We start from the raw sequence: 12622 nt of genomic DNA, 5'->3' as shown, positions 1-12622 counted from the left end.
AGTTGTTTCTGTTCAACTCTGAAATAGTTCACTAAAAAATCGTACAAGTATACATACCTGTACGATTTCAACACACTAATCTATTTTTTCGTGTGACACCATTCATATATAAATGCTGTTATTACTTTTGTAAATTTAATTAACTGTTCTACTTCAACTTTCTCATTTATTGAATGAGCTTCTTCTAATGTACCTGGTCCGTAAATAACAGCTGGAATATGAAATTCACTAAACCAACCACCATCCGTTACCGTTGCAGACATATCTAAAATTGCATTTTTAGATAGAATTGATTCGTGTACTGAGCTAAGAGTTTTTACTGCTTCATGTTCACTATCTACTTCTAAAGAAGGGAAAATTTCGCCACGATCCACAATCATTGATTCTCCGCCCCACTTAAATTGTGGTGGATTTTCACTTAACCATGGATCGGCAGCCGCTACTTTCTCAATATACTCTTCAATTTCTTTTATTATTTGTTCATGTGTTTCATTCGGATAGAAGTGCACCGTTATCCATAACCGGCACTCATCCGCAATAAATGCTGCATGCCGTCCGCCTTCAATAACAGCTGGGTTAATTGTTGTTGTTCCAGATGGATAACCTTCATATGTTTTCATAACTGCCCAATGACGCTCTAATTCTTGTAAACTTTGCACAATTTTCATCATTTTTTCAATCGCACTCGCTCCGAATAAACGTCCTCCAGCATGAATCATTTGCCTGCGTGTTGCATCATGAAACGTCTGGGGGCTTTTCACAGTAATCCATCCAGTAATTACGCCGCCCTGTCCTTGCATATGTAAATCACTTGTATCCACTACGACTGCAAAATCAGCATCATAACCTCTTTTGCAGCATTGAAGTGTACCTGCTTCTCCAACTTCTTCCCCAATTACTGATTGAAAGATTAAATCTCCAGGTAATTCAATTCCAGCTTCTTGTAACAGTTGAATAGCAAATAGTGCTCCAGCCAGTCCTCCTTTCATATCCGCCGCACCACGTCCAACTAACCAACCATCTTTTATAAATGGCTCAAACGGATTGGTTTCCCACGCTTCATCTACCGATACTTCTGCTACATCCACATGTCCATTAATAATAAGACTTTTATGTGTGTCACTTTCTAGCCCTTTTCTCACCCCAACAACGTTCGGATCATTCGGATATACATCCCATTTATCAACACTAAAATTTCGTTTTTTTAGAAAATCTGCAACAAATTCTTGCGCCTCATTTGTGTTTCTCGCCGGCGGTGCTGGTGTTTCAAAACGAATTAAAATCTTTGTAAGCTCTAGTAACTCATCTTTTCGTAAATCAATCTGTTCTAATAGCTGTGAAACTTCTTGATTCATCGCTAGTTCCCCTTTGCATACATAGTATGTTTCCAGCTTTATTGTCACAAAAAAAGAGACTGTTTACAATTTTACAGTCTCTTTTTTTAGCATAAGTTTCTAATATATTTACAAACTTTCTGCCTCTGTTGTATTTGTTTTTTCAATATGTTCTACCTTACGTGCCTTATTTCTTGTCGCACGGTAAAACAGTAAACAAACAATCATAAATGGAATACCACAATATAATGCCATTCTTTGTTCTGGAATAAAAGCCATACCAACAATTACTGTTACATTTAATACTAACGCAAGCAGTGGTACGAATGGATACAGCGGTGTTTTAAATTTCAAGTCCTTCACATCCCCGCCCTGCTTAATGTATGACCTTCTAGCCAACAAGTTAGATAGAGCAATAGATGCCCAAACTAATATCGCCCCGAACCCGGCAATAGAAAGTAGCCATAAATAAACTGTATCTTCCGCATAAATACCTGATAGTAATGAAAGGCAACCTACAATTGTACTTACAATCAATGCATAAATAGGAACACCATTTTTAGATAACTTACCGAAAATTGGACTAATCATTCCTTGATTAGACATAGACCATAGCATACGAGAAGTTGCATATAATCCTGAATTCGCAACGGATAGAACCGCTGTAATAATAACGAAATTTATAATATCGGCTGCATAAGGAATACCAATTTTATCAAATACAACTACGAATGGACTTTCTATCACTCCCGCTTGCTGCCAAGGGAATAAGCCTGCAAGAATGAAAATAGATAATACAAAGAACACAAGTATACGCCAAACTGTATTATTAATTGCCTTCGGAATCGTTTTCTCTGGATTTTCACTCTCTCCAGCTGCAATACCAACTAGTTCCGTTCCTTGGAAGGAAAAATTAACTGCAATCATCGTAATTAAAATGGCTGATAATCCATTTGGAAACAACCCACCATAATCAGTAAAGCTAGAGAACATCGGTGCTGGTTCATTTCCTTTCATATCTAGAAAACCAAACATTGCTGCCCCGCCTAAAATAATAAATGCAATGATTGTAATTACTTTAATACTTGCAAACCAAAATTCAACTTCTGCAAAACTTCTTGAAGATAACGCATTGATAGCAAAGAGAAGCACCGCAAACGCTACACACCAAATCCATGACGGTACATCAGGAAACCATCGTTTCATTAAAATACTAACTGCAATCAGTTCAATACCTATCGTAGCAGACCAGTTTAGCCATGACATCCAGCCGACTACATAACCCGCTGCAGGGGAAATGTGCTTTGTAGCATACGTTTGATAAGATCCTGCGTCAGGCATCGCAACAGCTAACTCTCCAAGACAGAGCATCGTTAAATACATAACAAATCCTCCAACAAGATACGCTACAATCGCTCCTCCAGGCCCAGCTTCATGAATTGTATACCCAGATCCTAAAAAAAGACCGGTACCAATAACTCCTCCAAGTGCAATCATAAAGATGTGCCTGCTTTTCAATTCCCTTTTTAACCCTTGGTTTTGATCCATCATATAAATCCCCCCTTTTCACTTTGGAAACCCATTTCATGTAAGCGTTTTTAAAAATGTTCATAATAAGAATAATTATTGAAAAGAGCAAAATACATAGTATCAATCACTACCTGTTATTAAAAGATCATCCCTCACTGTTATTAATAACTTTTTATCAGCGATAGCTTGTCCTTCTACTACTTCTAATGATTCGATATATCCACTGATTCCTACTTTAATTTCTACTTTCTGTTTATCTATTGTTTCAATTAACGCTAATTTCTCCCACTCGTATACGTAAGAACTTTCCGTAACAAATAACTTCTCTACTTTCCCGTAACAAGGACTATACACGCCTTCTATAACCATCTTCACTTTATAAACTCCTCCTTCTTATTAATCGGTACTGAAACGTTGCATATCCCTCCTTTAGAGATTTCAACTATTATTTATGCAAAATGCGTACCAATCTCCAATTCCTATTTAAAATGAAGGTTTCTCAAAAAAAAATCTTCATAACCGCAAAATTTTTCTATCATTTGAGAAGTTTTAAAGGGAAAATAGCAAAAAAATTTTGCGATTTTATAAGAATTTTAATAAAATTATAAAAAGTCAGTCTTCATAGGGTGAAATGAGGAGAAGATAATCTATGCGTACAGAAGAAATTAATTTTAAACAGATCATTGAAATGAATATGCTATATGAAACTTTACTCAATGAGCTCGATATCGGGATTCATATTATTAATGAGGAAAGTAAAACGATTATCTATAACCGCAAAATGATGGAAATTGAATCAATGGAACGCTCAGATGTGCTATATAAAAGTCCTTTAGAAGTATTCGCATTTGAAGAAAATAAAAATAGTACTCTAATAGAGGCATTAAAATTAGGAAAAACAAACAAAAATATAAAACAAACGTATTTTAACAATAAAGGGCAAGAAATTACAACAATTAACAATACTTTCCCTATAATAGAAAACGGAAAAATTAAAGGCGCTATTGAAATTTCAACAGAGATTAGCCATTTCAAACAAACAATGAAAACGAACCTTTCTCGAAAACAAAATAATAAGTTTACCTTTGATCACATAATCGGTGATTCTAATGCTATTCAATCTGTCATTACAGAAGCAAAGAGAGTAATTCGTACATCCTCATCCATACTTCTCGTAGGAGAAACAGGGACCGGTAAAGAACTATTTGCACAAAGTATCCATAATGAAAGTCAACGTTCAACAAAACCATTTATTTCACAAAACTGTGCCGCTATACCTGATACACTCATGGAAAGCTTATTATTTGGTACGAACCGAGGTGCATTTACAGGAGCTATCGATAAAGCTGGTTTATTTGAAGAAGCAAATGGAGGAACTTTGTTATTAGATGAGATCAACTCATTAAGTCCAGCACTTCAAGCGAAGTTACTACGAGCTATACAAGAAAAAACAATACGAAGAATCGGAGGCACACAAGAAAAAGAAATTGATGTTCGTATTATAGCAACTATTAATGAAGATCCTCTTGAAGCTATTACACATAATCGATTACGGGAAGACTTATATTACCGATTAAGCGTCGTTACTTTATGTCTCCCGCCTTTACGTGAACGAAAAGAAGATATTCCTGATCTTGTGCAGCACTTTATCGAAAAGTACAACATTCAATTTGGACTTGGCGTAACGGATCTAGATGTACATGTAAGAGAATTCTTGTATGCATATGATTGGCCTGGAAACGTACGAGAATTGGAACATATCATTGAAGGTTCGATGAATTTAGTTGAAGATGAAAATATCATTACAGCGTTTCATCTTCCCGCTCGCTTTCGTGAACAAATAAAAAAAGAATTCAATATGCAACCTTCCCTAACTAATAACGAGGATGATGCACCTAAAACGTTAAAGCACACAATAGAGACAATGGAGAAGAACTACATCAATCAAATTCTGACAGAGTATCACGGTAATATCTCACAGGCTGCAAAGTTTTTAGGATTAAGTAGGCAAAACTTACAATATCGAATTAAAAAATTGCATTTACACATATGAAATGAAACTTTAATCAAATGTAGGATGAATCCGCTTCCAAGCGCAAATGAAAATTGGGAAAATATGCTGCAATAAACATATAACATACTAGAAAGGAACGATATATATGAGTAATGATAACAAATTAAAGTTATTACAATACTTAGCCTTCTTCCCTACCCTTGTATGTATGATGTTACTAGTTGATATGAATGCTTATCCTTATGCAAAACTATTAGCAACAATTAGCGGCTCCTTTGCAGCTATTATGCTTGCTGCTTTTTGGAATTTGAAGATACGTATGAAGAAAGAAAAATCTTCTTAATGCCAAAACAATAAAAAAATCGAGCTTACAAAGCTCGATTTTTTTATTGTTTATTAAAATTCAACATTGCTCGATTTTTTTATTGTTTATTAAAATTCAACATTCTCCAAATACAAACCACTCGCCTCAGCAAGACAATTAATTTGATTACGTTGTTTTTCCTCTAAAATATTTGGGATTGCGTCCGCATCTAATTGTCCTAATCCAACTTCAATTAATGCTCCAACAATTTTTCGTACCATGTTATGAAGGAATCCGTTACCACTTACTCTAATTTGTACAAATCCTGCTTCTTCCATCACTTCAAGTGTATATACTTCTCGAACCATAGACTTTTTCTTTGATTTCGCATTTGAAAAAGCAGTAAAGTCATGTGAACCAACTAAATGTTTCGCAGCTTCTTTCATGCTTTTCACATTTAATTTTTTATTCACATGCATGCTGTATTTACGCATAAATGGATTTGTATGCTCTTCATTCCAAATTTTATAAAGATATGTTTTTGCTTTAGAATTATAACGGGCATGGAAGCGATCTTGTACTTCTTCTACATTCGTAATGCTAATATCGTTGGGTAAATATTGATTTAAATATTTTTTCACTTTATGTTCCACTAACTTCTCATCACTTTGAAAGTTAGCAACTTGATTCAAAGCATGTACACCCGCATCTGTTCTACTACAACCGATAATTTCAATTTCTTTTCCGATCATTTCAGATATGACACTCTCGATTTTTCCTTGAATTGTATTATCGTTATTACCGAGACGTTGCCATCCTTTAAAACGTGCACCATCGTACTGAATCGTTAATTTATAATTATTCATTTTACTCTCCTTCATAGAAAATATTCCCTCATATCGTGAGGGAATATGAATACACTTTACTTTCTAACAAGCTTCACTACATTTTCTACATGGGCTGTATGTGGGAACATATCAACTGGTTGTACATATTCCACTTCATAACTCTTCATTAATGCTTGTACATCACGTGCTAATGAAGAAGGATTACAAGATACGTAAACAACTTGTTTTGGTTTCACTTTTAAAATTGTTTCCAGTAATTTATCATCGCAACCTGTACGAGGTGGATCGACAACAATTACATCTGGACGCCATCCTTCTTTTACCCATTTCGGTAACCATTGTTCAGCTTTACCTGCTTCATATTTCGTATTTGTAAATCCGTGACGCTTCGCATTTTTTCTTGCATCTTCAATCGCTTCTGGAATTACATCCATACCACGTACTTCCGCTGCATCATTTGCAAGCCAAAGACCGATTGTACCAACACCACAATAAGCATCTACAATTTTCTCATCGCCTGTTAAAGCAGCTGCTTTTTTCGCTTCATCGTATAAAACAACTGTTTGTTCTGGATTTAACTGGAAGAATGCACGTGCTGATAATTCAAATGATAAATCACCTAGTGTTTCTTGAATTACTTCTTTTCCAGCTAATTTAAATGTTTTATCACCGAAAATAACAGATGTTTTACGCCAGTTTACGTTTTGCATAATTGATTTAACAGCTGGCATCTGTTTTTGTACTTCTGCGATAAATTGATCTTTATTTGGTAATTCTTCTTTTGTTGTAATAAGTGTAACTTGTACTTCCCCTGTTTGAACTGCAGTACGTGTCACAATTGTGCGTACTAAACCTTTTTGTTTTTTCTCATTGTAAATAGAAACATTTAATTTTTCTAATATACGTCTTACAACTTTTGTCGCTTCATTCGTTGCTTTATGTTGAATCATACAGTGAGCAATATCAATTAACTGATGTGAATTTTGCTTATACAGCCCTGTAATAACCTTTTCGTCTTTACGTCCCACTTGTAATTGACTCTTATTACGATAATGCCATGGTTTTTCCATACCAAGCGTTGGACGAATTTTTTCTTCCAAGCTGTTGTTCATATACTTCTCGAATGCTTGTACGACGATATCACGCTTTTGATTTAATTGTTCTTTATAATCTAAATGTTGCAGCTGACAACCGCCACACTCTTCATATACCGGACATGGTGCTTTCACACGATGTGGTGAAGCTTTACGAACTTTTTTCACTTTCGCTTCAGCGAAGCCACGCTGAATTTTCGTTGTTTCAGCAACAACTTCTTCTCCTGGTAATGCCCCTGGAATGAAAACAACTTGTCTCTTAAAATAACCAACGCCTTCTCCGTTAATCCCAAGACGTTTAATTGTCACAGGAAACGTTTGACCAACTTCCAACTTACTCTCATGTTGCTTTTGTATCATTATTACACCTCTACTCTATACTTTTCCATAAATATAACGCTGCATAACTGCAGTATGGTTCACACTCTTGTTTCACTTTTTCTAAAAATGCATCATCAGGTTTATCATCTAATTGAAATACACCTTGCACTGCACGCTGAATCCCAATGTCCGCTTTCGGAAACATATTTTTCCGTCCAAGCCCGAACATTAAAAAATTTTGCACTGTCCATGTACCAATCCCCCTAATTGGTAACAATTGTGCGGAAACCTCTTCATCCGCCCTGGTTTCTATACTCGCTAAATTTAATGTACCGCTGACAATACTTCGACCTAACCCTACTATATATTCAGCCTTTCGCTGACTAAACTTCTGCTCCCTCAATTCTTCTATTGAAATATTTGCTACTATTTCTGGAGTGGGGAAAAAGAATACACCGTTCTTCTCTGTTCCATATCGTTTCACAAACTGTTCTGTTAACACAGTAGCAAATTTCAAATTTATTTGTTGATGAATGATACAGCGAAGAAGACAAGCAAAATAATCAAACTCTAAAATAATTGGAGTATAAGCATATGTTTCAAATAGTGGACGTAATGATGTGTTTAAAAAATGATTTTGTATATCTTGAAACGTTTCATTCCAATGAAAAATGGCCCTCATTCGTTTCATGACTTTCTCTTGATCTCCTGCCTGACTAGAGATCCAAAACTGTGGATTTTGAACAGTACCAATCCCTTGCAAGCGAACAACAATCTGTTCCTCTTCTATACAAAGCGGGACATAAATGACTTTCTCATCTAATTGAATGACGTTAAGAGGATCAAAAGATAAACGTTTTAATACCTCTTCAAAATGATACGGATACTCTAACGTAACATGTTCGCTCCACATACGTTTCCCCATCCTTTTTACACATCATTATAGCATGAGAAAACCGCAAGCATACATGCTTACGGTTGATTGCTTTTTACTAAGTCATCTAGACTTTTAAAATGATACCCTTTCTCGCGCAAATCATCAATGATTTTCGCAAGTGCTTCTGCATTATCTTTTGATATTGCATGAAGTAATAAAACAGATCCTGGATGAATCATCGTCATTACATTATTATGTGCATATTGCCATCCTCTTTGCTCGTCCACTTTCCAATCCAAAAATGCAAGTGACCAAAATACATTATAATAGCCCATTTCTTTCGTAAGAGCCAACGTTCTTTCACTAAATACGCCGCGCGGCGGACGTACATATTTTACTTCTTTTTGCCCAGTTACTTTTTTAATCTCTTCCGTTACACTCGTTAATTCTTCACGAAGTTTCGCATCATTTACCGTTGTAAAATCAGGATGACTCCACGAATGATTTCCAATAATATGTCCTTCATTCTTCATTCTTAATAACAAATCTTTTTGGGTTTTAATATAATGACCCGTTACAAAGAAAGTTGCCGGTACTTTTTTCTCTTTTAATACATCTAAGATTTTCCCTGTGTATCCATTCTCGTACCCATTATCGAATGTTAAATAAATATCTTTTTTCTTTGCATCCCCTAAATAAAACCCACCATTTTTTTGTAGTAAATCTGTGTATAACTTTCCTGCATCTGGTACTGTTTCATTTTTAGGACGCGGGATTCCCCAGTTATGTGGAGTATTTGTATAAGCTAATGCTGAAACTGGAACAAGTGCCATCATAATTGAAAAAATGAGACCGATATATAACCATTTATATTTCATAAATAGTCTCCTTTCCATATATAATCGTACTTGTAGTTTCTGTTGCCGTGCATTCTTTCATGCTGAACATGTTTTTCTATATATACCAAAAAAATGCATCTCGAATCATTCGAGATGCATTTTTGTTTACTTAAATACTGGCTCTTTAAAGCTAGCTAATTTTTCAAGTGATGTTTTATCAACATCTGCATGTAAGCTATTACCATGAGAATCCATCGTTACAACTGCTTTAAATCCTTCGATACGTAAATGCCACATTGCCTCTGGAATACCAAATTGTAAGAAATCAACATCTTTTACTTCTTTAATACATTCGGCATAATATTGCGCTGCACCGCCAATTGCATTTAAATATACACCACCGTGCTCTTCTAAAGCCGCTAATGTTTTTGCACCCATACCACCTTTTCCAATGACAGCGCGAATACCGAATTTCTTCATAATATCGCCTTGGTACGGTTCTTCACGAATACTTGTCGTTGGACCTGCCGCTTTAATTTGCCAGTTTTCATTTTCATCTTTCACGACAACTGGACCACAGTGATAAATAACTTGTCCTTTTAAATCTACTGGACAATCGTTATCCATTAAATGCTTATGGATTGCGTCACGACCTGTATACATCATGCCATTAATTGTTACAACATCACCAACGCGAAGTTCACGAATTTGCTCTTCTGTAATTGGTGCTTGTAATACAATCTCACGTTGCTCTGTTTTTTCTTGCGCTTCTTGCTGAAGTGTATCCTCACCTTCTTGATATAGCCAATCCATAATTTCACCTGTTTCAGGATGGATTGTTACGCCAAGGCGGCGATATGCCCAGCAATTATACGCAACAGATACGTAGAAACTAGCTGGCAGACGATTATACACGCCAATTTTACAACCAAGTAAAGTTGTTTCTCCGCCAAATCCCATCGTACCAATGCCCAGCTTATTCGCATTTTCTAATACGTACTCTTCAAGTTTTTGTAACTCTGGTACTGGATTGACATCATCTAATGTACGGAATAATTGATTTTTTGCTAATTCGTAACCTGATGTGCGGTCTCCCCCGATACCAACACCAATTACACCTGCACTACAGCCTTGACCTTGCGCTTGATATACAGCATGAAGAAGGCATTTACGAATCCCTTCTAAATCACGGCCAGCGCGTCCAAGTCCTTCTAATTCACACGGTAAGCTATACTGAATATTTTTATTCTCACAGCCACCACCCTTTAGGATTAAGCGTGCATCAATATAATCTTTTTCCCATTGTTCAAACTTAATAACCGGTGTACCTGGTCCTAAATTATTTCCACTATTGTCTCCAAAAAGAGAATCAACAGAATTGGGACGAAGTTTACCATCTTTTGTCGCCCGCTCAAGCGCATTATAGATCGCTTCCTTCAAATGTAATTGATTCACACCAACTGGTGTATAAATTTTAAACGTTGGCATCCCTGTATCTTGGCAAATTGGCGAGATGTTATCATCAGCCATTTTAATATTATTCGTAATTGTGCCAAGTGCCATCGCAGAACGAGTCCCTGCATTTTCTCGTTCTTTCGCTTGTTGAATCGCACGACGAACATCTTTCGGTAAGTTCGTTGACGTTTCAACAATTAGTTGATACATGCTTTCTTGAAGCTTTTCCATTGTTACTTCCCCCTCAATTGTGAACGCTACCAAAACGTTATGAGCTGAAAATTCCATCGTTATGCTCTTCAGCTTTTTATTTGTTTCACGCTATTAAAGCATAAATGAAATTTTTCACAACTTGATTATACCTTTTTTTCTACCGTCCTTCTATTATCCATACAGAAAAAGGCTGCCAATTTTGCATTGGCAGCCTTTTTAATATATTATTCGTCTTTTTTAAATTGCTCACATTTTAATTCTAATTCATCTAACATCGCAAGAAGACGATCTACATCTTCTAACTCTACTTCTTCAGGTTCAATTGTATCAATTACTTCAATGAACATATTTAAACGTTCTTTTAAATATACTAGTTGTGAATCTTTATCTTCAATTGCTTTTCCCATGAAGGCACTCTCCTTTTAATTCGAGATGCTTTTATTATACCGCAAAAATGATTGCTATGGGCATGAAATTTCATCAATTTTGTCACAGCCATTCATTCAAATGTAAGCCCTCTCTCTTTTTTCACAAAAAAGTTTCACTTTATAAAAAGTACATATTCTTCTATTATAGAGAATGGACAAATTGTTATTTCAATAGTCAAAGGAGTATTTCATATGACGATATCACAAAAAATGAAGCCGATTACTCCTTCTTACGATCCATGGGAAGCGTATATGGACCTTGAAGAGTACGGCAAACTACTATTAACAAACGTTGAGTTTACAACGACAACGTTATGCAATATGCGTTGCGAGCATTGTGCTGTTGGTTACACATTACAGCCGAAAGATCCAAATCCGCTTCCTATGGAACTTTTATTAAAACGATTAGATGAGATTCCTCATTTACGTTCTTTAAGTATTACTGGCGGAGAACCAATGCTTTCAAAGAAATCCGTCGACAACTATGTAACACCACTCTTAAAATACGCTCATGAACGAGGCGTTCGCACTCAAATCAACTCAAACTTAACTATAGATTTAGCACGTTACGAACAAATTATTCCTTATTTAGACGTATTGCATATATCTCATAACTGGGGAACAATTGATGACTTCGTTGAAGGTGGATTTGCAATGATGGAACGTAAACCTACTTATGAACAACGTGCAAAATTATTTGAACGAATGATTACAAATAGTAAAGCTCTATCAGATGCAGGTGTACTCGTATCAGCCGAAACGATGTTAAACAAAAGGACTCTACCGCATATTGAACATATTCATCGTCAAATTGTCGAAGAGATGGGCTGTAAACGTCATGAAGTTCATCCAATGTATCCAAGTGACTTCGCGAGTAATCTAGAGATCTTAACAAAAGCTGAAATTCGAGATGCAATTGAGCATTTACTAGAAATTCGCGATGAAAATGTATGGATGTTATTTGGAACTTTACCTTTCTACGCTTGTAGCGATGACGAGCGAGACATCGCCACATTTAAGAAATTACAAGAAAGCAAAAATGTAACAGTTCGTAACGATCCAGATGGTCGTTCTCGTTTAAACGTCAACATTTTCGATGGAAATATTATTGTAACTGATTTCGGTGACGTTCCTCTTCTAGGTAACGTACAAACAAACACACTACAAGAAGCGTATGACAAATGGAGTGCTTCAAAAACAGCACAATCATTAAGCTGTCATTGTCCTGCAGTAAAATGCCTTGGACCAAATGTTCTTGTAAAAAATAGCTACTATCCGACAGAAAACTTCTTATCAAAAACAGCAAACATAACATTTTAAAGTTCAACTTTAATCAGTGGGGGTTTTGTTCATTCCCCACTGATT

At 35.8% G+C, this 12622-nt stretch carries 12 protein-coding genes; 3 read left to right on the top strand and 9 right to left on the bottom strand.

The window, feature by feature from the left end:
• Positions 1 to 80: 80 nt before the first annotated feature.
• The 3 genes from DM800_RS10135 to DM800_RS10125 all read right to left on the bottom strand — a co-directional run bounded on the left by DM800_RS10135 (position 81) and on the right by DM800_RS10125 (position 3239).
• On the bottom strand, positions 81 to 1403 hold the full coding sequence (locus DM800_RS10135; protein ID WP_142343587.1) for an acetylornithine deacetylase: 1323 nt from the start codon (positions 1401 to 1403) through the stop codon (positions 81 to 83).
• A gap of 60 nt (positions 1404 to 1463) precedes the next feature.
• Positions 1464 to 2885: an amino acid permease gene (locus DM800_RS10130; protein WP_000969239.1), complete on the bottom strand. Its 1422-nt coding sequence runs from the start codon at positions 2883 to 2885 to the stop codon at positions 1464 to 1466.
• A gap of 99 nt (positions 2886 to 2984) precedes the next feature.
• A complete protein-coding gene (locus tag DM800_RS10125; protein ID WP_000784766.1) occupies positions 2985 to 3239 on the bottom strand; it encodes a biotin/lipoyl-containing protein in 255 nt (84 codons plus the stop codon).
• Positions 3240 to 3513: 274 nt separating this feature from the next.
• Between DM800_RS10125 and DM800_RS10120 the strand changes: the two genes are divergently transcribed.
• Positions 3514 to 4917, top strand: coding sequence for a sigma-54 interaction domain-containing protein (locus DM800_RS10120; protein WP_088061645.1), 1404 nt, complete (start codon positions 3514 to 3516; stop codon positions 4915 to 4917).
• A 106-nt stretch (positions 4918 to 5023) separates the two neighbouring features.
• On the top strand, positions 5024 to 5221 hold the full coding sequence (locus DM800_RS10115; protein ID WP_000063921.1) for a hypothetical protein: 198 nt from the start codon (positions 5024 to 5026) through the stop codon (positions 5219 to 5221).
• Between the two features lie 89 nt (positions 5222 to 5310).
• Here DM800_RS10115 and truA read toward each other — a convergent pair whose 3' ends face one another.
• From truA to DM800_RS10085, 6 genes are all read right to left on the bottom strand, one after another.
• Positions 5311 to 6048: a tRNA pseudouridine(38-40) synthase TruA gene (truA, locus tag DM800_RS10110; RefSeq protein WP_075313210.1), complete on the bottom strand. Its 738-nt coding sequence runs from the start codon at positions 6046 to 6048 to the stop codon at positions 5311 to 5313.
• 56 nt (positions 6049 to 6104) lie between these two features.
• Entirely contained in the window at positions 6105 to 7484 is a 1380-nt protein-coding gene (rlmD, locus tag DM800_RS10105; RefSeq protein ID WP_147786813.1) for a 23S rRNA (uracil(1939)-C(5))-methyltransferase RlmD, read from the bottom strand.
• 10 nt (positions 7485 to 7494) lie between these two features.
• A complete protein-coding gene (locus tag DM800_RS10100; protein WP_147786812.1) occupies positions 7495 to 8358 on the bottom strand; it encodes a DNA-3-methyladenine glycosylase family protein in 864 nt (287 codons plus the stop codon).
• A 59-nt stretch (positions 8359 to 8417) separates the two neighbouring features.
• Entirely contained in the window at positions 8418 to 9200 is a 783-nt protein-coding gene (gene pdaA / locus DM800_RS10095) for a delta-lactam-biosynthetic de-N-acetylase (RefSeq protein ID WP_060486931.1), read from the bottom strand.
• 126 nt (positions 9201 to 9326) lie between these two features.
• The gene (gene fumA, locus DM800_RS10090) at positions 9327 to 10847 is read right to left on the bottom strand and encodes a class I fumarate hydratase (protein ID WP_000413499.1); all 1521 of its coding nucleotides are present in this window, start codon (positions 10845 to 10847) and stop codon (positions 9327 to 9329) included.
• A 206-nt stretch (positions 10848 to 11053) separates the two neighbouring features.
• On the bottom strand, positions 11054 to 11236 hold the full coding sequence (locus tag DM800_RS10085) for an SE1561 family protein (protein WP_000513547.1): 183 nt from the start codon (positions 11234 to 11236) through the stop codon (positions 11054 to 11056).
• 213 nt (positions 11237 to 11449) lie between these two features.
• Here DM800_RS10085 and yfkAB point away from each other — a divergent pair, with 213 nt between their 5' ends.
• Positions 11450 to 12577, top strand: a complete 1128-nt coding sequence (gene yfkAB, locus DM800_RS10080; protein WP_147786811.1) for a radical SAM/CxCxxxxC motif protein YfkAB — start codon at positions 11450 to 11452, stop codon at positions 12575 to 12577.
• Positions 12578 to 12622 lie beyond the last annotated feature (45 nt).

This window comes from Bacillus sp. AY18-3, from assembly GCF_008042305.1.
GTDB classification, from domain to species: domain Bacteria; phylum Bacillota; class Bacilli; order Bacillales; family Bacillaceae_G; genus Bacillus_A; species Bacillus_A wiedmannii.
The sequence above is the reverse complement of the archived record's forward strand: the minus strand, read 5'-3'. Positions and strand labels throughout refer to the sequence as shown.

Coding starts and splice junctions, on each gene's coding strand:
- yfkAB (WP_147786811.1), top strand. CDS start 11,450: ATGACGATATCACAAAAAATGAAGCCGATTACTCCTTCTTACGATCCA.
- pdaA (WP_060486931.1), bottom strand. CDS start 9,200: ATGAAATATAAATGGTTATATATCGGTCTCATTTTTTCAATTATGATG.
- DM800_RS10085 (WP_000513547.1), bottom strand. CDS start 11,236: ATGGGAAAAGCAATTGAAGATAAAGATTCACAACTAGTATATTTAAAA.
- DM800_RS10130 (WP_000969239.1), bottom strand. CDS start 2,885: ATGATGGATCAAAACCAAGGGTTAAAAAGGGAATTGAAAAGCAGGCAC.
- fumA (WP_000413499.1), bottom strand. CDS start 10,847: ATGGAAAAGCTTCAAGAAAGCATGTATCAACTAATTGTTGAAACGTCA.
- DM800_RS10115 (WP_000063921.1), top strand. CDS start 5,024: ATGAGTAATGATAACAAATTAAAGTTATTACAATACTTAGCCTTCTTC.
- rlmD (WP_147786813.1), bottom strand. CDS start 7,484: ATGATACAAAAGCAACATGAGAGTAAGTTGGAAGTTGGTCAAACGTTT.
- DM800_RS10100 (WP_147786812.1), bottom strand. CDS start 8,358: ATGTGGAGCGAACATGTTACGTTAGAGTATCCGTATCATTTTGAAGAG.
- truA (WP_075313210.1), bottom strand. CDS start 6,048: ATGAATAATTATAAATTAACGATTCAGTACGATGGTGCACGTTTTAAA.
- DM800_RS10120 (WP_088061645.1), top strand. CDS start 3,514: ATGCGTACAGAAGAAATTAATTTTAAACAGATCATTGAAATGAATATG.